This is a genomic window from Candidatus Pantoea rara (assembly GCF_051136265.1).
In the GTDB taxonomy this organism is placed as follows: Bacteria; Pseudomonadota; Gammaproteobacteria; order Enterobacterales; family Enterobacteriaceae; genus Pantoea; species Pantoea rara.
Genome location: NZ_CP194942.1, coordinates 2,600,971 through 2,621,006, shown reverse-complemented (window position 1 = coordinate 2,621,006; position 20,036 = coordinate 2,600,971). Strand labels below are relative to the sequence as shown.

17 protein-coding genes are annotated in these 20,036 nt (G+C 53.6%); 9 read left to right on the top strand and 8 right to left on the bottom strand.

Features of this window, described 5'->3' with window-relative positions:
* Positions 1-81 precede the first annotated feature (81 nt).
* The 6 genes from rlmKL (at position 82) to rmf (ending at position 8,046) form a co-directional block, all read left to right on the top strand.
* Positions 82-2,196 carry a bifunctional 23S rRNA (guanine(2069)-N(7))-methyltransferase RlmK/23S rRNA (guanine(2445)-N(2))-methyltransferase RlmL gene (rlmKL, locus tag ACR8BF_RS12520; protein ID WP_434745056.1) on the top strand — a complete coding sequence of 705 codons (2,115 nt, stop codon included), beginning with the start codon at positions 82-84 and terminating at the stop codon, positions 2,194-2,196.
* A 6-nt stretch (positions 2,197-2,202) separates the two neighbouring features.
* Positions 2,203-4,119 (top strand): ABC transporter ATP-binding protein, encoded by a 1,917-nt coding sequence (locus tag ACR8BF_RS12515; protein ID WP_179896182.1) that lies wholly within the window; start codon positions 2,203-2,205, stop codon positions 4,117-4,119.
* 14 nt (positions 4,120-4,133) lie between these two features.
* Positions 4,134-5,402 carry a membrane integrity-associated transporter subunit PqiA gene (pqiA, locus tag ACR8BF_RS12510; RefSeq protein ID WP_434745055.1) on the top strand — a complete coding sequence of 423 codons (1,269 nt, stop codon included), beginning with the start codon at positions 4,134-4,136 and terminating at the stop codon, positions 5,400-5,402.
* Positions 5,389-7,032: an intermembrane transport protein PqiB gene (pqiB, locus tag ACR8BF_RS12505; RefSeq protein WP_292990659.1), complete on the top strand. Its 1,644-nt coding sequence runs from the start codon at positions 5,389-5,391 to the stop codon at positions 7,030-7,032. The genes pqiA and pqiB overlap by 14 nt, the downstream gene beginning before the upstream one ends.
* On the top strand, positions 7,029-7,598 hold the full coding sequence (gene pqiC, locus ACR8BF_RS12500) for a membrane integrity-associated transporter subunit PqiC (protein WP_179896177.1): 570 nt from the start codon (positions 7,029-7,031) through the stop codon (positions 7,596-7,598). Before pqiB ends, pqiC begins: the two co-directional genes overlap by 4 nt.
* Before the next feature lie 280 nt (positions 7,599-7,878).
* Complete coding sequence (rmf, locus tag ACR8BF_RS12495; RefSeq protein ID WP_008925875.1) at positions 7,879-8,046, top strand: ribosome modulation factor; 168 nt, start codon at positions 7,879-7,881, stop codon at positions 8,044-8,046.
* 68 nt (positions 8,047-8,114) lie between these two features.
* On the opposite strand, the gene fabA is transcribed toward rmf, so the two are convergent.
* Together fabA and ACR8BF_RS12485 are read right to left on the bottom strand one after the other, a co-directional pair.
* A complete protein-coding gene (gene fabA / locus ACR8BF_RS12490; protein WP_179896175.1) occupies positions 8,115-8,633 on the bottom strand; it encodes a bifunctional 3-hydroxydecanoyl-ACP dehydratase/trans-2-decenoyl-ACP isomerase in 519 nt (172 codons plus the stop codon).
* Between the two features lie 68 nt (positions 8,634-8,701).
* Positions 8,702-10,570: an AAA family ATPase gene (locus ACR8BF_RS12485; RefSeq protein WP_434745054.1), complete on the bottom strand. Its 1,869-nt coding sequence runs from the start codon at positions 10,568-10,570 to the stop codon at positions 8,702-8,704.
* Positions 10,571-10,623: 53 nt separating this feature from the next.
* Here ACR8BF_RS12485 and matP point away from each other — a divergent pair, with 53 nt between their 5' ends.
* The gene (gene matP / locus ACR8BF_RS12480) at positions 10,624-11,091 is read left to right on the top strand and encodes a macrodomain Ter protein MatP (protein WP_143813132.1); all 468 of its coding nucleotides are present in this window, start codon (positions 10,624-10,626) and stop codon (positions 11,089-11,091) included.
* A gap of 95 nt (positions 11,092-11,186) precedes the next feature.
* On the opposite strand, the gene ompA is transcribed toward matP, so the two are convergent.
* Positions 11,187-12,257 carry a porin OmpA gene (gene ompA, locus ACR8BF_RS12475; protein ID WP_179896171.1) on the bottom strand — a complete coding sequence of 357 codons (1,071 nt, stop codon included), beginning with the start codon at positions 12,255-12,257 and terminating at the stop codon, positions 11,187-11,189.
* 350 nt (positions 12,258-12,607) lie between these two features.
* Entirely contained in the window at positions 12,608-13,099 is a 492-nt protein-coding gene (sulA, locus tag ACR8BF_RS12470; RefSeq protein WP_179896169.1) for an SOS-induced cell division inhibitor SulA, read from the bottom strand.
* 210 nt (positions 13,100-13,309) lie between these two features.
* Between sulA and ACR8BF_RS12465 the strand changes: the two genes are divergently transcribed.
* Entirely contained in the window at positions 13,310-13,939 is a 630-nt protein-coding gene (locus tag ACR8BF_RS12465) for a TfoX/Sxy family DNA transformation protein (protein WP_292990690.1), read from the top strand.
* Here the strand turns inward: ACR8BF_RS12465 and yccS are convergent.
* Positions 13,936-16,095: a YccS family putative transporter gene (yccS, locus tag ACR8BF_RS12460; RefSeq protein WP_434745053.1), complete on the bottom strand. Its 2,160-nt coding sequence runs from the start codon at positions 16,093-16,095 to the stop codon at positions 13,936-13,938. The genes ACR8BF_RS12465 and yccS overlap by 4 nt on opposite strands.
* A complete protein-coding gene (locus ACR8BF_RS12455) occupies positions 16,079-16,519 on the bottom strand; it encodes a YccF domain-containing protein (protein WP_179896164.1) in 441 nt (146 codons plus the stop codon). Before ACR8BF_RS12455 ends, yccS begins: the two co-directional genes overlap by 17 nt.
* Before the next feature lie 123 nt (positions 16,520-16,642).
* On the opposite strand from ACR8BF_RS12455, the gene helD reads away from it, so the two are divergent.
* A complete protein-coding gene (gene helD, locus ACR8BF_RS12450; protein WP_434745052.1) occupies positions 16,643-18,697 on the top strand; it encodes a DNA helicase IV in 2,055 nt (684 codons plus the stop codon).
* A 1-nt stretch (position 18,698) separates the two neighbouring features.
* Here the strand turns inward: helD and mgsA are convergent, their stop codons facing one another.
* Together mgsA and ACR8BF_RS12440 are read right to left on the bottom strand one after the other, a co-directional pair.
* On the bottom strand, positions 18,699-19,157 hold the full coding sequence (mgsA, locus tag ACR8BF_RS12445; protein ID WP_090962438.1) for a methylglyoxal synthase: 459 nt from the start codon (positions 19,155-19,157) through the stop codon (positions 18,699-18,701).
* Between the two features lie 68 nt (positions 19,158-19,225).
* Positions 19,226-19,867 (bottom strand): YccT family protein, encoded by a 642-nt coding sequence (locus tag ACR8BF_RS12440; RefSeq protein ID WP_179896161.1) that lies wholly within the window; start codon positions 19,865-19,867, stop codon positions 19,226-19,228.
* Positions 19,868-20,036 lie beyond the last annotated feature (169 nt).

Genomic DNA, 20,036 nt, shown 5'->3' with positions numbered 1-20,036 from the left:
CAAAAGAAGCTAACTTTATGACATAGGTCTCCGATTCGCTATAATGCGCGACAATTTTCTCAAGAGTTAAAAAGTGACGATATGAATTCTCTGTTTGCCAGCACGGCGCGTGGGCTCGAAGAGCTGTTAAAAAGTGAGCTGGACGCGCTGGGCGCGCAGGATTTACAAGTGGTGCAGGGAGGCGTTCACTACCAGGCCGACGATCGCGCCATGTACCAAAGCCTGATGTGGAGTCGTTTAGCATCACGCATCCTGTTGCCGCTGGGAGAGTTTGGCGTCTACAGCGATCTCGATCTCTATCTGGGTGTGCAGAGCGTGGACTGGCCGTCGATGTTCGGCAGCGACAAAACCTTTGTCGTGCATTTCAGCGGTACCAACGATTCGATTCGTAATAGCCAGTTTGGCGCGCTGAAAGTGAAAGATGCCATCGTGGACAGCTTTACCCGTCAGAACCTCGAACGGCCAAATGTCGATCGCGAGCAGGCGGATATTCGTGTCAACGTCTGGTTGAATGACGATCGCGCCAGCATTGCGCTGGATCTCAGCGGCACCTCGCTGCATCAGCGCGGTTATCGCCAGCAGACCGGTCAGGCACCGCTAAAAGAGACGCTGGCAGCGGCGATTGTGCTGCGTTCAGGCTGGGAGCCGAGCACGCCGCTGATCGACCCGATGTGTGGTTCCGGTACGCTGCTGATTGAAGCTGCGCTGATCGCCTGCGATCGCGCACCAGGTCTGCTGCGTAAACACTGGGGCTTCACCGCCTGGAGCCAGTTTAATGCTGCGCTGTGGCAGGATGTGAAAGCCGAGGCGCAGGACCGTGCCCGTGCCGGTACGGCCGCCACCCAGGCGCGCTTCTTTGGCTATGACAACAACGGTCGGGTGCTGGAGTGGGCACAGGCGAATGCCCGTCGCGCGGGTGTCTTTGAACTCTTTACCTTTGCTCAGCAGGATCTGCTGAAGCTGACAAATCCGGTTGATCCGGCGGTTCACGGCACGGTGCTGAGCAATCCTCCTTACGGTGAACGTCTGGAGAGCGAACCGGCGCTGATTGCGCTGCACAGCCAGCTTGGACGTCTGATGAAGCAGCATTTTGGCGGCTGGAACCTGTCGCTGTTCAGCGCCTCTCCAGAGCTGCTGAGCTGCCTGCAACTGCGTGCCGATCGCCAGTTCAAAGCGAAGAACGGTCCGCTGGATTGCGTGCAAAAAAACTATCAGCTGGCGGTTAATAGCCATGAAAGCGCCGGACAGATCGCGGAAGATTACGCGAACCGTCTGCGTAAAAACGTGAAGAAACTGGAGAAGTGGGCGAGACATGAAGGCATTGAATGCTACCGCATTTATGACGCTGATCTGCCAGACTACAACGTCGCTGTCGATCGCTATGGCGACTGGGTGATTATCCAGGAGTACGCGCCACCGAAAACTATCGATCCGAACAAAGCGCGTCAGCGTCTGTTCGATGTGATCAGCGCGACCCTGAGCGTACTGGAACTGCCTGCCGACCGTCTGATTATGAAAACGCGCGAGCGCCAGAAAGGCAAAGCGCAGTATCAGAAGCTCAGCGAAAAGGGCGACTATTTCGAAGTTAAAGAGTTTAATGCGCATTTTTGGGTAAATCTGACCGACTATCTCGATACCGGCCTGTTCCTGGATCACCGCATTGCCCGTAAAATGCTCGGCCAGATGAGTCAGGGCAAAGATTTCCTGAATCTGTTTGCTTATACCGGCACCGCCAGTGTGCATGCCGGTCTGGGTGGGGCGCGTTCAACCACCACGGTAGATATGTCGCGTACCTATCTGGAGTGGGCGGAGCGTAACCTGCGTCTTAACGGACTCACCGGGCGTCAGCACCGTCTGATGCAGGCGGACTGCCTGAGCTGGCTGAATGAGAGTGACGAGAACTTTGACCTGATCTTTATCGATCCGCCAACCTTCTCCAACTCAAAACGTATGGAAGAGAGCTTTGACGTTCAGCGCGATCATATGATGCTGATGCGTAACCTGAAGCGCCTGCTGCGTCGCGGCGGCACCATCATGTTCTCCAATAACAAACGCGGTTTCAAAATGGACATGGATGGCCTGAAAGCACTGGGCCTGCAGGCGCAGGATATTACCCAGAAAACGCAGTCGCAGGACTTCGCGCGTAACCGTCAAATTCACAACTGCTGGCTGATCACTCACGCCGGTAAGGAATAAGATTACATGTCATTAATCAGTATCCACGGCGCTTATCTCTCTTTCAGCGATGCGCCGCTGTTAGACAATACCGAACTGCACATCGAAGAGAACGAACGCGTCTGTCTGGTGGGCCGTAACGGTGCAGGTAAATCCACGTTGATGAAAATCATCAATGGCGAACAGCCGCTGGATGATGGCCGCATTATCTATGAAACCGATCTGGTCGTGGCGCGTCTGCAACAGGATCCACCGCGCAATATCACCGGTTCGGTTTATGACTTCGTGGCCGAGGGCGTTGAAGAGCAGGCAGAACATCTGAAAGCCTATCACGCTATTTCCCATGTGGTGATGGACGATCCCAGCGATAAAAACCTCAATGAGATGGCGCGTCTGCAGACCATTCTCGACCATCAGAACCTGTGGCAGCTGGAAAGCCGCATCCATGATGTGCTGGAGCAGATTGGTCTGCAGCCCGATACCGAGCTGTCGTCACTCTCTGGCGGCTGGCTGCGTAAAGCGGCGCTGGGCCGTGCGCTGGTGAGTAACCCGCGCGTCCTGATGCTGGATGAGCCAACTAACCACCTTGATATCGAAACGATCGACTGGCTGGAAACGTTCCTGAAGAACTTCACTGGCAGCATCATCTTTATTTCCCATGACCGTTCGTTTATCCGCAACATGGCGACGCGCATTGTCGATCTGGACCGGGGCAAGCTGGTCTCCTGGCCGGGTAACTACGATCTTTATCTGGAAGGCAAAGAAGAAGCGTTGCGCGTTGAAGAGATGCAGAATGCTGAATTCGACCGCAAGCTGGCGCAGGAAGAGGTGTGGATCCGTCAGGGCATTAAAGCCCGTCGTACCCGTAACGAAGGCCGTGTGCGAGCACTGAAAGCGCTGCGTCGCGAACATTCAGAGCGTCGCGAAGTGATGGGCAAAGCCAACATGCAGGTGGGCGAAGCCTCCCGTTCCGGCAAGATTGTGTTTGAGCTGGAAAATGTCGACTACGCGGTCGATGGCAAAGTGCTGGTGAAAGATTTTTCTACCCAGGTTCAGCGTGGCGACAAAATTGCGCTGATCGGGCCGAACGGCTGCGGTAAAACCACCTTACTGCGGCTGATGCTGCAGCAGCTTAAAGCCGATCATGGCCGCGTGCATTCCGGCACCAAGCTGGAAGTGGCCTACTTTGACCAGCATCGCGCTGAACTTGATCCGGATCGCACCGTGATGGACAACCTTGCCGAAGGCAAGCAGGAAGTGCTGGTTAACGGCAAACCGCGCCACGTGCTGGGTTATCTGCAGGACTTCCTGTTCCATCCAAAACGTGCGATGACGCCGGTGCGTGCCCTTTCCGGTGGTGAACGTAACCGCCTGCTGCTGGCGCGCCTGTTCCTGCGTCCCAGCAACCTGATGATTCTGGATGAACCGACCAACGACCTCGACGTCGAAACGCTTGAACTGCTGGAAGAGCTGATTGATGGTTATCAGGGCACCGTCTTACTGGTGAGCCACGATCGTCAGTTCGTCGACAATACCGTCACTGAGTGCTGGATTTTTGAAGGTAACGGCGAGATCGGTACTTTTGTGGGGGGTTATCACGATGCTCAGCAGCAACGCGCCGCCTACCGGCAGCACAGAGCTGCGGCCCCCGCCAAAGTGACCGGTAACACCGCTAAGCCAGTTGCAGAGAAGGGTGATGCGAAGCGTAACGTCAATAAGCTCAGCTACAATCTGGCGCGTGAGCTGGAACAACTGCCGCAAAAACTGGAGCAGCTGGAAGCACGCATCGGTGAACTGCAGGCGAAGATGAGTCACCCGGACTTCTTCAGTCAGGCACACGATCAGACGCAACCGGTGCTGGATAATCTGGCGCAGGCTGAGCAGGAGCTGGAAACGGCTTTTGCGCGCTGGGAAGAGCTTGAGTCACTGAAAAACGGCGCGTAGGGCAGGACTAACGGATGTGTTCAGCAGTGAAAAGTAACGCGTGGATGCTTTGTCCACAATGCGATTTAATGATTAAGCTGCCGGACATTCCCGTGGGCAGCCGTGCGTCATGCCCGCGCTGCCACACCTCCCTGACGGCCAACTGGCACGAACCGCGTAAACGGCCGACGGGCTATGCGCTGGCAGCACTGTTTATGCTGCTGCTGGCGAATCTGTTTCCTTTTGTCTCAATGAAGGTTGCGGGGCTGACAAGCCAGATTACGCTGGCGCAGATCCCTCAGGTCATGGTGACAGAAGATTACAGCAGTCTGGCGACGCTGTTCCTGCTGTTTGTGCAGGCGGTTCCAGCCTTCTGCATGATTACCATTATCCTGCTGATCAATCCGGTTCCTTTACCCACCCACCTCAAAGTCGTTCTGGCACGCATCCTGTTTCAACTGCGTAACTGGGGCATGGCAGAAATTTTTATGGCTGGCGTGCTGGTCAGCTTCGTCAAGCTGATGGCCTATGGCGAGATCGGCCTTGAGACCAGCTTCTGGCCGTGGGTGCTGTTCTGCCTGCTGCAGTTGCGGGCCTTTCAGTGCGTTGACCGGCGTGGCTTGTGGGACAGCCTGTTACCCCGACCCGCGATGCCCCATCCGCCCGAAGTGGGTATCAGTGGTTTAGAGCAGGGCCTGCGATCCTGTCCCTGCTGTACCGCTATTCTTCCTGAAGCTGAGCATACCTGTCCGCGCTGCGGCGTCACGGCGCAGGCACGGCGTAAGCACAGCCTGCAGTGGACGCTGGCGCTGTTGTTCACCTCGATACTGCTTTATATCCCGGCCAACCTGTTGCCGATCATGGTAACAGAAACCCTCGGTACAGCTTATCCCTCCAATATTATGGCGGGGGTGATTGTGCTGTGGGCGGATGGTTCTTATCCGGTGGCACTGGTGATTTTTATCGCCAGCATAATGGTGCCGACATTGAAAATGCTGGCGATTGGCTGGCTCTGCTGGGATGCCAGCGGACGCGGAAAGCGTGACAGCCACAGGATGCACAAACTTTATGAAGTGGTCGAATTTGTTGGCCGCTGGTCAATGATCGATGTGTTTGTGATTGCCGTGCTCTCTGCGCTGGTGCGCATGGGGCAATTGATGAATGTTTATCCCGCGTGGGGGGCAGTACTGTTTGCGATGGTGGTGATTATCACCATGATCGCTGCCATGGCCTTCGACCCGCGATTAACCTGGGATCGTGCACGCGAAAACAATATGAAGGAGTCGCGCCTTGACGGAAACTAACCACGGCCATGCAAAGGTGGAACAGATTAAGCGCTGGTCGCCGGTCTGGATTGTCCCCATCGTTACGCTGTTAATTGGCGGATGGATCCTCTTCTATCACTTCAGCCATCAGGGGCCGGAAGTTACCCTCATCACCGAAAACGCCGAAGGCATTGTTGCGGGTAAAACCACGATTAAAAGCCGCAGTGTGGATGTCGGTGTGGTGGAAAGCGCGGTATTAAGCGACGATCTTCACCATGTGGAAATCAAAGCGCGCCTCAATTCAGGCATGGAAAAACTGCTGCACAGCGACAGCGTTTTCTGGGTTGTGAAACCGCAGATTGGTCGTGAAGGGGTCAGTGGTCTTGGCACGCTGTTGTCAGGTGCCTATATCGAATTGCAGCCGGGCACTAAAAAACAGCCACCCGAGCAGTTTCAGCTGCTGGATGCTCCGCCATTAGCGCCGCCCGATGCCAAAGGTATTCGCATCGTGCTGGACAGCAAGAAAGCGGGTCAGCTTAATCCAGGTGATCCGGTGCTGTTCCGTGGCTATCGCGTCGGTACAGTCGAGACCAGTGTGTTTGATACTGACAAACGTATGATGACCTATCAGCTATTTGTCGCTGCGCCTTACGATCGTCTGGTGACCACTAACGTGCGTTTCTGGAAGGACAGCGGCATCGCCGTGGATATGTCCGCCTCTGGCATGCGGGTGGAGATGGGCTCGCTGACCACGCTGTTCAGTGGCGGCGTCAGTTTTGACGTACCTGATGGCTGGGATCTGGGTCAGCCTGCGCAGAACAAGTCTGATTATCATCTGTTTGACGATCAGCGCAGTATTCAGGATTCACTCTATACCAACCATATTGATTACCTGATGTTCTTCTCAGACTCGATTCGTGGTCTGCAGGCGGGCGCGCCGGTTGAGTTCCGTGGCATTCGTCTGGGAACCGTATCAGAAGCACCATTGATGAAAGCCGGTCTGGTTCAGGCACTGAATAATGATTACCGCGTGCCAGTGCTGATTCGCATTGAGCCGGATCGCTTTACCAGCCGACTGGGTGAGAAATTCGACCTTGAGCAGCATCTTCAGGATGGTAAAAAGCGTGGCCTGCGTGCAACGCTGAAAACCGGTAGCCTGTTGTCGGGGGCGCTCTATGTCGATCTCGACTTCTATGACAATGCGCCGACATACAAAGGCCCGCAGAAAGTCGCTGGCTATGAAGTTATCCCAACGGTCAGCGGTGGCCTGAGTCAGATTCAGCAGAAGCTGATGGCGGCGCTGGATAAGATCAACAGTCTGCCATTGAATGGTATGGTCAATGAAGCGACAGGTACGCTGAAAGAGAGCCAGAAAACGATGCGTGATCTGCAGCGCACTATCGACAACATCAATAAAGTCACCGGCAGTCCGGCTATGAAAACTCTGCCGGACGACTTGCAGCAGACATTGCGCGAGCTGAATCGCAGTATGAAAGGCCTGCAGCCAGGTTCGCCAGCCTACACCAAAGTGGTAGGTGATATGCAGCGACTGGATCAGGTGCTGCGTGAACTCCAGCCGGTGCTGAGAACGCTGAACAACAAAAGTAATGCGCTGGTATTTGAGGCGAAACCGGGACAGGATCCCCAGCCGAAGAGGGCGAAACAGTGAAAAAAGGATTGATACTTAGTGCCGCGCTGGTCTTGAGTGCGTGCAGCAGCAGCGTTGACAATACCTGGTATCAGCTGCCCTCAGGGGCGGCTTCCATGCAGGTCAGCAGCGGCCAGCTGAATGAAGCGCAACCGATGTTGTGGGTGCAGCAGGTGACGGTTCCGGACTATCTGGCAGGTAATGGGCTGGTTTACCAGACCAGCGATGTCAAATATGTCATCGCCGCGAATAATCTCTGGGCCAGCCCGCTGGACCAGCAGCTGCAGCAGACGCTGATTACCAATCTGAGCAAGGCGCTGCCGGGTCGGCTGGTGGCAGGATCGCCTTTAGGCGCACAGCATGACACGCTGAACGTGACCGTCACAGGCTTCCAGGGACGGTATGATGGCAAAGCGGTCGTTAGTGGCGAATGGACACTGGAACATCAGGGCCGGCTGACCAAACAGGCGTTTAACCTGGTACTGCCGCAGACCGAAGATGGCTACGATGCGATGGTCAGAACGCTGTCGGCGGGCTGGCAGCAGACAGCGCAGAAGATTGCCAATAGTGTGGTTGCGTTAAATTAAGATTGATGTGAATAAATAAGCTAAGCCCCTGACTGAATGTTGTGTTTTTCCGACATGGGTCAGGGGCTTTTTTTATTAGCTTAATCAGAAAGATAGTGATGTTGCATGCATCACAAAACGTCGTGTTTTTTACCGATTAAGGTCACATTTATGACACTGGCATGAAGATTGGGCATTGATCTTTGGGTAAGCAGGAGGTAGAACATAAGGGTGGTTGAACATTAATTCACCACTTTTCTTTCCACCAGATTCCACAGACCTTACATGAGGGACACGGAGTATGAAGAGACAGAAACGAGACCGCCTCGAGCGCGCCCATTCACGTGGTTATCAGGCAGGTATTACTGGACGCTCAAAAGAGATGTGTCCGTATCAGTTGATTGACGCTAAGTCTCACTGGTTGGGAGGTTGGCGACAAGCCATGGAGGACAGGTCGGTAGCTGCATAGCCGGATGTCACTCAAAAGGGAATATAACCTCCGCCATGCGCGGAGGTTTTTGTTTCCGGGGGAAACGCTTAGAAAACGGCAGTATCTTTAAACAGACCGACTTTCAAATCGCTGGCGGTATAGATCAGATTACCGTCAACCAGCACTTCACCATCTGCTACGCCCATTACCAGCTTACGGTTGATCACGCGTTTGAAGTGAATGCGGTAAGTGACTTTCTTCGCTTCTGGCAGGACCTGACCGGTGAATTTCACTTCACCCACGCCCAGCGCACGGCCTTTACCTTCGCCGCCCAGCCAGCCCAGATAGAAACCGACGAGCTGCCACATGGCATCCAGGCCCAGACAGCCAGGCATCACTGGATCGCCAATAAAGTGGCAACCGAAGAACCAGAGATCGGGATTGATATCCAGCTCCGCTTCAACAAAGCCTTTGTCATATTTGCCGCCGTCTTCGGTCATTTTGACCACGCGGTCCATCATCAGCATGTTGCCAGATGGAAGCGGCGGACCATTTTCGCCAAACAGTTCACCACGACCTGACAGAATCAGATCTTCTTTGGTATAGGATTCGCGTTTATCTACCATGTTTTCAATAAGCCTTGTTTTAGTGAATCACGAATATTAGCGAACAGTTGTACGCTGAGCAAATCGGATTAACGGTGGTTGAACCAGTTAAGCCAGCGCAGCGCCCAGGGACGTTGCGGACCGTCCGGCTGGTTGAACAGGCTAATGCGTTCCTGGATGATATTCAGCAGGCAATCGCCCAGACCATCCTCGGTACTCCAGATTTTTCCAGTCAGCAGCGGCAGCGCTTCCTCGGCCTGCTCAATGGCCCAGATGTGGAAGCGACCTTGCTCAACCGCAGTGACAACAGCCTGGTTGAGACTGAGATGACGCACATTACAGGCAGGAATAATCACACCCTGCTGGCCTGTCAATTCACGCTGATGACAGATATCAAAGAATCCTTCGATCTTCTCATTCAGTCCGCCTACCGGTTGTACGTTGCCGAACTGATCGACCGAGCCGGTCACCGCAATCTGCTGATTGATAGGCTGATTAGCCAGTGCGCTGATTAAGGCACAAAGTTCAGCCAGTGAAGCGCTGTCACCATCAACCTCGGAATATGATTGCTCAAACACCATTGAGGCCGAGAAGGGCAGTTGCTGATCAAGTTCCAGCTCGGCAGTCAGGTAAGCTTGCATAATCATCATGCCTTTGGCATGGATATTACCGCCCAGCTCTGCTTTACGCTCAATGTCCATGAACTCACCATCGCCGGGATGGACCACGCAGCTAATGCGCGAAGGATCACCCCAGACGCGGGGATGGCCAGGGTATTCCACCACCGAGAGACCATTAATCTGACCAACCACTTCACCTTCGGTTTCAATCAGAATCTGTCGCAGCAGAATCTCGTCACGCATCCGCTCATTGAGATAATTCTCGCGCCACAGTCGGGCTTCCAGTGCATCACGTAGCGCTTCAGCATTTAGTTCATCGCCCATCAGAGCTGATTCGCGCATCTGACGCTGCAGCCAGCGAGGACAGAGTGGCAGGGTATCCTGATCGCCGCTGTAGCGGACACCTTCTTTAATCAGCTCCGGCCAGAAGTCCTCTTCCGGGAGAGGCAGACCTGCCTGTTGCGCCAGTTCAGCATTCCAGCGACACCAGGCGAGCATGTCATCTTCATCAAGAATCTGAATGTTCTCTTCAAATTCAGTATAGATGGCCATTTCGTGAGCTTCAGGGTCGAACTCCTGAAAATCTGCCAGCGCTTCCCGGTCGCCACACAGGACCAGGTTAATGCTGAGTGGCAGTGGAGGAATTGAGACAGGCAGAGGCCGGCGTTCATCCTGAGATGTCCAGTCAACATAGCCTTGCTCAATACACTTTTTCAGGCGTAACCAGAGAATCGGCTGTGTCATCAGGCTACGCAGAGACAGCATCAGCGTGCCGCCATTAGCGCGATGGATCAGGCCCGGCTCGAGATGGATGCGATCCTTATACTGGCGCACACAGCCAAATAACTGCTCCATCTCAGTCCATTCAGTAAAGTGAATACCGCCCTGACTGGTAAACGGACGTTGAGGATCGGAGGGGGGCTGCAGCGTGACATTGTCAGCCATGATATGGTAATCACCGCCGAACAGAGTGGTACTGTCTGTCATCACCCGTTGAGCGGCCTGGGCAATGAATGTCAGATAGTCGCGATTCTCCTGGCTACGAACCAGCAGTAACGGGAAACCTTGCGTCTGGTGGTGTAAATGCGCCAGTGCATTCAGCAACCGGGGCTGTACCGTTGCCAGAGCATCAGTTTCTTCATCAGCAATTCGGGAGAAAACGGATTGGTATTGCGCGCTATCCGGCTGTAAGGTCTGCCACGTAAGTTGGGTGCTGGTCAAAATAATCGCATTTGTCTGTATTAAGAAAAGCGAGATTATACAGGATTCACCCTTGTTAAGCACTGCCGACTTCCTGTGGGAGATGTGACGATGACAGCATGTTTTTCGTTGCTGCATCCGGGAAAAAAGCTGTTATTCTTAGTTCGTTACGTGATCACGATGAGATTCCGATGAAATATCAGCAACTCGAAAATCTTGAATGTGGATGGAAGTGGAAATACCTGGTGAAAAAACATCGGGAAGGTGAACTGATCACGCGTCACCTTGAATTAAGCGCGGCGCAGGCGGCAGTCGATAAGCTGCTGGCGATGGAAAATAATCCGGTGACGGTAAATGAATGGATTGCAGAGCATATTCATTCTGATCTGGATAACCGACTAAAGCAGACTATCCGTGCCCGGCGGAAACGCCATTTCAATGCTGAACATCAGCATACCCGAAAAAAATCTATCGACCTGGAATATCTGGTCTGGCAGCGACTGGCAGGTTTGGCACAGCGGCGCGGCTGCACGCTCTCTGAAACGATTGTTCAGCTGATAGAAGATGCAGAACGCAAAGAAAAATATGCCACGCAGATGTCGAGTCTGAAGCAGGATTTGCAGGCCATTCTGGGTAAGTCGGGTTCAGAAAGCGAATAAAAAGGCAGAGTAATAATAGACTCTATGCTTAAGTCCGGTTTTATGACCGGCATAAAAAAACCCCGCCTTAGCGGGGTTTTTTATCACGTGTAAACTTAAGCCTGTGGCTGAGTTACAACGTCTTTGATGCCTTTAACATCGATTTCTACGCGACGGTCCGGAGACAGGCAGTCGATCAGGGCGTTACGGCCTTTCACGCTGTCACAGGTGTTGCCGGTAACTGGGTTAGATTTACCCATGCCACGTGCAGAGATCTTGTTAGAAGGGATACCTTTAGAAACCAGGTAATCTACGACTGACTGAGCACGTTTCTCAGACAGTTTCTGGTTGTACTGCTCTGAACCGATGCGATCGGTGAAGCCCAGTACGACAACGGAACCATCTTTAGGATCCATTGAGCTCAGCTGGCTGTACAGCTGATCCAGAGCCTGCTGGCCTTCTGGCTTCAGGGTAGATTTGTTAAAGGTGAACAGAACGTCAGACTTCAGAGTGAAACGCTTGGTTTCAACAACTGGCGCTGGTGCTGGAGCCGGAGCTGGAGCTGGAGCAGCGACATCATCCTGACCGAAGCGGTATGAAACGCCTACGCTCAGCATGCCGTTGTCTGGACGAGTACCAACGGTCTGTGCATCACCGATGTTGTTAACCCACTGGTAATCCAGGCGGGTAGCCCAGTTTTTGGTCAGCGCATATTCAACACCAACTGCAGCCAGCGGAGAAACGCCGGTGTCGTGGTCGCTGATGCGGCCAGTAGTTGGGTTAGTCTGCGTTGCATCTGCACGCCATACCATGCCGCCCAGACGAGTATACACGTCCAGGTCGTCATAGATTGGGTAGCTCAGTTTAGCAGCCAGCTGAACGCCCTGTGCTTTGAATGCGCCGTTAGTCACATTGCCTTTATTAGGCATGCGGCCCAGCCAGTCATAGCCCATCTCGAAGCCCAGGTATGGGTTTGCCTGATAACCAACGAACGCACCTGCGCCCAGCTGGCTTTCATGAGTTGGACCGTCATTGTTCTCGTAACCGTTACCGTAGTAACCAGTGTCGTGATACTGAGACCAGCCCAGTTTAGCACCGGTATACCAGGTGTTATCTTTCGGAGCGGCCTGCGCTACGGTAGCGAAGCCAGCCAGTGCCACTGCAATTGCGATAGCTGTCTTTTTCATTTTGCGCCTCGTTATCATCCAAATAGGCAATGAGCAAAAAGGTTGCTCTTGGTTTAAATCCTTCGCCGGGTCAAAACGCTCGCTTATGACTCTACCGCAAAAAACGGAGGTTATTGAGCACCCTGGCGAGCTAAAGTCTACAACGAGATTGGAAACTTACAAGTATGATATGAGGCGCTTCTGTAAAGAAACAGCGATTTATACATAATTTCTAACAATTAGAGTGGCCGTAATGTTGTGGCAATAAGGCCTAAAAACCTGCTAAACCATTGTCACAGCTCGAACTAACAGAATCAGTGGTTTAGCGGCAACAGATAAGAAAAATAGCTTGGGAAACTTCTGATTTTTACTTAATGAAACAAATCCGACTGAATTTTTATCGCACTTTGCGGTCTGAGAGGCGCTTCCGATGTCCCGCTTGCCCGCAAAATCAAACCCAACGCTTCTCCCTCAGCTGCCGCATTTTCGAGTTGACGTCTTTCATCTTCATCTAATTCGTACGGAATCCACGCCAGAACCACACTGTAATTTCCTGTACGCAACGCCTTGACCATCGCTTCAACAGCGTTCAGACGTTCAGAATCGGCGATATGCATACTTTTATCCAGTGGTAATCCCGATTCCTGCAGCCAGGCGCGATTCAGTTTATGCGCTGGGGTTAACCACAATTGCCAGCGAGACTGCTGACTAAGCTGCTGCAATAACGGCAACAGCATCATCTGCATCATACCGGGCTGCTCGCTGTAACGTAACTCAGTAATTCCACCACCCTGAGAGGCCGGAACGGAAGAGGACGCATAATGATGAGCATAGCGTGCATTATTAGGATGTTGTGTTCGCATAAGTTAATCACCAGCAGTGGACTGTATGAATATACAGTACTGTCATCCTGGATAAAGATCAACCCAAATTTCTGAAAACGTCTCGCAAAAACGCGACAAGATTAGTAGAAGCACTATTTATTCATTGAACCCACAGACACTTTTTTCTATCTTCTAATTACCTGATACCCAAGGTAATTTACGAGATATTTCTTACATGGAGGTGGTGCAATGAAAAAGGTGAATCCGGTCGTAGAGCGCTCAAGAGCGCACCTGGCCCCGTTGGGAACCATAGAGTCCCGCACCCAGTTTGGGGGATATGCGCTGGCTGTTGAAAGTGTGGTTTTTGCCTTAATAAATAAAGATGAACTCTACCTGCGCGCCAGTGAACCTTTGCGGGAATACATTACCGATCGTCCACTACAACCCCTGATTTTTCGCAAGAGAGGTAAACTGGTGAGCCTCAACTATTATCGGGTCGATGAGGCATTATGGTGCGATTCTGATCATCTGCTGGCGCTCTCAGCCGCCTCTTTAGAAACGGCGCAACTGGAGTTACAGGACAGACAATCCTCTCCGCGGTTGAAAGATCTGCCAAATCTCAGCGTACGAATGGAGATGATGCTGTACGAGGCTGGCGTCATGAGCGTCAATCATCTCTATCAAATGGGGGCTAAACAGTGCTGGCTGAAGCTGAAAGCAATCAACCAGCACGTTGGGTTTCAGACATTACTTGCGCTGCAGGGAGCGATTACGGGCCATCATGCCGCCGCGCTACCGCTGGCCACCCGGGCTGAGCTGAATGCGTGGTTCCAGCGCACGCTTTTATCTAACCCAGACCCGAGAGGCGGCGAAGGTTAATCAGTAATGAGCGTGCGGCGCAGGCGAGCCACATCCGGCATTAAGGCCACCAGCAGACCGAGTTGCTGTAGCACCAGCGGCGCACGCGTATCCGCATCAGCTGCCAGCTGGCTGATGCGCTGGGCCAGCAGCTGGCGCATTGTCTCTACATGTTCATCGCTGACCACGTCAGTCTGGAGCACATCCTCAACGTAGCAAACCGTATCATCCAGCAAGGCCAGCAGTTCCGGCGCGGTAATTTTATCGCGGTGCGCACCCAGCGCAGAAATGTAACTCAGGAAAGAGTGGTTAGAGCAAAGTAGTTGAAAAGCCGACTCACGTAGCTGCTGGCTGGTACGACTTTCACTGCTCATATTTGAAACCACCGAAGCCAGCTCAGCATCTGCATTGTGCGCATCACGGCGGGCAATACGATAGGCGAGCCTGTTGTCCTTGCCCTGATGATATTGCTCCATGATCGCATCCAGATAGCGGCAGTTCGCTTTCAGGGTGCGTTCTGCCACCGCCGGTAACTGACGAAAGCGCCAGTCAGGCCAGATGAACGCGACAGCCAGCCAGGCCAGACCACAGCCGAGTAAGGTATCGACTACTCGCGGTAAGGCGACTTCAAAGCCTTCCCCTAACAGGTTAAAGCAGAGCAGCACCAGCAGGGTGATAAATAACGTGGCCTGCGCATACTGTACCTGCCTGAAAGCGAAGAACAGCACGCCAGTAATCACAATCAGGATTAACTGACCTTCTATGGAGGGCACCAGCCATAACACCGGCAGACCAATCGCTATCCCTGCCAGCGTTCCGCCGATGCGCAAGGCCAGTCGTCGTTGCGTTGCGTTGTAGTTAGGCTGGCAGACAAACAGGCTTGTCAGCAGAATCCAGTATCCCCGCTGCAGCCCGGTGAGCTGAATGAAACCATAGCCCACACAGAGCACCACCGACATGCGGACCGCATGCCTGAACAGTGCCGAAGAGGGAGAGAGATGACGACTGAAGCGCAACCGGATATCACTCCAGCCACTTAATCCTTCGCGTGACAGTAGATTATCACTGTGCTGAGGATCTTCACCGGCCAGCGTCTGTTCGGATTCAATAGAGGCGAGCTGAGCGTCAATGGCACGCAGATTACGCAGCAGCCAGAATAGCGCACGGGTATGCGTCGCCTCAGGTTCATGCTGATCCAGACGTTCTATCGCTTTCTGTAATCGTTCGAATGCGCGCTCAAAGCGGCTGTCATGGACCCATCTTTCACGCATCAGAATGCAGTGTGCCAGCTGACGACAGGCCTGCGCCTGCATATTCAACAGGCGTTGGAAGCGAAACAGAATTTCGTTATAGCGCCAGTCGCCGCGCAGCAGATGATATTGCAAATGGGAAGAGCTGGCCCGTTCGTGAATATCCTGCGCCACAAAGTAGTAGTGCAGGCTGCGGCGGGTACCGCGCGAACCCCGATCGCCACGCAGTCGACTTTGCAGTGTGGTCTTGGTCAGGTTGAGCTGCGCCACTAACTGGCTGTTGACCATCGCCGCATCGATAAACGCGGCGTCATCCTGCTCACCTGCATCCGGATCGAAGAGATTCGCTTTGGCATCAAGGTAACGCGCCAGCTGTGAAAAACTGCCAGCCAGCTGTTCCTGCACCGGCCGGACCGGAAACATCAGATGACCCAGCAGTGTCAGCAGGTTGTACCACAGTGCGCCGACCAGCAGCAGCATCGGCTGCATGTACCACTGGCTAAACAGCCCGATGCCCAGCATGGTGTAGACCGCAATCAGCAGCGCACCAAAGGCGATGGTAGCGTAGCGCTGGCCAAGGGCACCCAACAGAATAAATCCCCAGGTCGAGATCGCCAGCCCGATAATAAAGGCGAACGGATAAGGAAACAGTAACTCCACGGAAACCGAGGCGATACAAAAGCAAAGCAGAGTAATCAGCAGATTCTTCAGACGACCAGCCAGGCGATCATCGAGATCGGCCAGCGCAGCCGCGACTACTCCCAGCGTTAAGGGAATGGTCCACTCAATCTGATGCAGCCACCAGGGGATGGCAGCGCAGCCACTCATCGCAAACAAAATCCGCAGCAGGTAACGCCACGTACTATTAAACAGATATTTTCGCCAGCCTGGCACTGCATCCGACATCATATTAATAGCGGCGGGCATTAGCTTCGCGCGCGGCACGCGCCTCTTCCACTGACACCACCCGGCGTCCAACCGGCCAGAGTGCAATCGCGGCGATCTTGAAATTCGCAACCCCTACCGGAATACCGATGATGCTGATGCACTGCACGATACCCACGGAGATATGGGAAAGGCAGAGCCACCAGCCAAAGAAAATCAGCCAGAAGATGTTCAGAAAGGTTCCGCCGGTATTCAGAATATGGCTCTTACTTTCAGGACGAAGCACATCAACATGCACTGCCTCGTTGCCAAACGGCAGCAGCGAGAGTTTAGTAATTTCCCAGCAGGAGCGCGTCAGCGGCAGGGTAAAAATCAGCACGACGCTGATTAACGTGGCAAACAGCCAGCTCAGGGTGGTGAAAAAGCCGCCCAGAACAAAATTCAGAATATTTAAAACGGTGCGCATAATCTTCTTTTCCTTTTGCATTCCGCAAGATGTGACACCAAGTTTAGCCTGTTTTAAGGCTGGAGCGCCAAGGGTCTGACAGGTAAACTCCCCATAATCCTGTTATCTGACGTTGGTGTCGGCGTGGAACTGAAAGCAACCTCGATGGGCAAACGGCTTGCCCAGCATCCTTATAATCGTGTCCGCCTTATGGCGGCGGGCGTCGAAGTCAGTGGCGATAAGCATGAATATCTGATCCCTTTCAACCAGCTACTGGATATTGCCTGCAAACGCGGGCTTGTCTGGGGTGAGCTGGAATTTTTGCTGGACGATGAAAAAGTGGTCCGGCTGCACGGAACGGAATGGCAGGAGACGCAGCGTTTTCACCACTATCTGATGCAGGCCTGGCAGAACTGGAGTCTTGAGATGAGCACGGTCTGCCGCGATGTGCTCCAGTCGCTACGTGATGAAATTGAGGCGTTTGGCGCACAGGATCGCTGGCTCAACCGCCACGAGTTACAGGCGCTGAAAACAAAAATTCTCAAACAGTTCGATGCGTTGCCGATGCCGCTCATCCGCTTAAAAGATTTTCCTGACTGTCGCGAAAACCGGGCGTTTTGTCAGCGCTGGCTGGATCAGGGTGAAGTAGCCTTGCGGCAGCGAAACCGCGACTGGACTGCCGCTATGTTGACCCGCTATCAGGCGTTCTTCGCCAGCGTTGAGAGCACGCCGCTCAATCAGTCACAGTGTGAGGCGGTGGTCAATGGCGAGGATTCTCTGCTGGTTCTGGCCGGCGCGGGCAGTGGTAAAACCTCGGTGCTGGTGGCCCGTGCAGGCTGGTTGATGCAGCGCAAGCTGGCCAGCGCCGATCAAATCCTGTTGCTGGCATTTGGCCGCCAGGCTGCTGAAGAGATGAACGATCGTATCCAGTCACGCCTCTCCACCGGTGATATTCAGGCACGGACCTTCCATTCTCTGGCGCTGCATATTATCCGCGAAGGCAGTAACAAGCAGCCGGTTATCAGCAAACTGGAGAGCGATGCTGATGCGCGTCGCACTTTACTGATCCAGACGTGGCGGCAGCAATGCCATGAGAAAAAGGCGATGGCAAATGGCTGGCGTCAGTGGCTGCGTGACGAACTGGAGTGGGAGCTACCGGAAGGACCATTCTGGGAGGACGACAGGCTGGCAAATCGGCTGGCGTCACGACTGGAGCGCTGGATCGGCCTGATGCGCATGCATGGCGGCGCGCAGGCGGCCATGATCGCGGATGTGCCGGAAGAGAGTCGGGATCTCTTCAGTAAACGCATTAAATTGATGGCACCGTTACTGAAAGCCTGGAAGAGCGCGATGAAAGAGGAGGGCGCGGTCGACTTTTCGGGTCTGATTCACCAGGCCATCGCCATTCTGGAAAAAGGGCGCTTTATCAGCCCATGGAAACACATACTGGTAGATGAGTTCCAGGATATCTCGCCTCAGCGTGCCGCGTTGCTCAGCGCACTACGGCAGCAGAATAAGCGCACCGCGTTGTTTGCCGTGGGCGATGACTGGCAGGCTATCTATCGCTTCAGCGGTGCAGAGATGACGCTGACTACTGCATTTCATCACTATTTCGGTGAGGGTGACCGTTGCGTGCTCGACACCACCTATCGCTTTAACGATCGCATCGGCGATATTGCCAACCGGTTTATCCAGCAGAATCCGCAGCAGCTGGCAAAACCACTGAACAGCGTCACTAAAGGTAATAAAAAGTCGATTGCGTTGCTGGCGGAGGATCAGCTGGAGGGCCTGCTGAATAAACTCAGCGGTTACGCCAAACCTGATGAGCGAATTCTGCTGCTGGCGCGCTATCACTTTCTGCGACCGGATTTACTGGATAAAGCCCGAACCCGCTGGCCGAAGCTCAACCTGGAATTTATGACGATCCATGCCAGCAAAGGTCAGCAGGCAGATTATGTCATTTTGCTGGGATTGCAGCAGGGGAAAGAGGGCTTCCCGGCCGACGTCCGTGAGTCGGTTATTGAACAGGGCCTGTTACCGCAACCGGAAGCGTTCCCGGATGCAGAAGAGCGCCGTCTGGCTTATGTGGCGCTGACGCGCGCGCGCCAGCAGGTCTTTCTGATGTTTGATAAGGCATCGCCATCTCCGTTTGTCGATCACTTCCGCCAACTGGGTGTGCCGGTACTGCGTAAAGCCTGAGTTACTTCAGACGATCGGCCAGATAGCGCTGATAGTCGGGGATCATAATCTCCACGCTTTGTGCAAAAAGGGGCGACTGAATAATAAAATCCGCTGTGGAGCGGTTCGTGGCGACCGGGATATTCCAGACGGTCGCCAGACGCAGTAGCGCTTTGACATCCGGATCGTGTGGCACGGCGTTAAGCGGATCCCAGAAAAAAATCAGTGCATCAATTTTCCCTTCCGAAATTAGCGCACCGACCTGCTGATCGCCGCCCATCGGGCCACTCAGCATGGCTGTCACATTCAGACCCGTATCGCGATTAATCAGATTCCCGGTGGTCCCGGTTGCGTAGAGGATATGAGATTCCAGCGCGGGCTGGTTCTGTTTCACCCAGTCAAGCAGGGCGGCTTTGCAATGGTCATGGGCGACCAGCGCGATATGCTTTATTGTGCCAAGGGTACGAACAGTCTGTTCCATAAAGGCGTCCTGATAAGGCTCGTGCGCAAAAGAGATAGCACGAGTTTACCTCTGGCCTTTCGATTCTATCAACTCGTACGTAGCATTTTGACCAGGGTCAGAAATTGCTGGCGCGTGGCTTCATCGAAGCGGTGAAACCAGCGATGCAGCGAGGGCAGTTCGGCTTGGCTGGTCCAGTCAAGATCGGCGGTCAGTTGCACGGAAGAGGGGGGTGCAGAAGCCAGATTTGCAAACCGGGGCACAGAGGCGACCTGACGAGTGCGGTTATAATTCAGCATCGCTTTTTCCATATCTGCGGTTTGGGTGGCTGGCAGGTGGTCGCGCACGCTGGTTATCTCCGTGCCTTTTTCATCCACCAGCTGAAAGTTCAGGCTGCGATCAAAATGATAACGCTCGCGTTTTGTCTCCAGCGCAGGTAACCGGATGGTGATGGTTTTAGTGACTGCCGTGAAGGTGACAATCATCGGCAGCGACTGATAAGAGATGACTTTCTCCTTCAGACCGCTGTGCTGCTGCTCTACCCGAAACAGAAACTGATGCTGGCCACGGTCCAGCTCTAAGCTGTCGGCTCCTTTGAGGAGCGAGCCTGAAATTTTTCGACCATCCAGCACCAGCAGATCGATCTGTGGATCGAGCTTCAATGTGATGGCAGAACAGGACGCCGAAACGAGGAGAGTCAATAACCCCGTTACAGCCAGCGACAACTTCATTTCTACTCCGGTAACTGATGACACAAAGGATGATGTGTAGCAAATTCTTACATTATGGCAGCTTATTTACATTTAAACACATTTATTCGTGCGCGGGCTCAATTAATTGCAATCAGGACTCATCCGCTAAAGTGCGCACCAATCTACACTCAACACTGGCCTGAAAGGA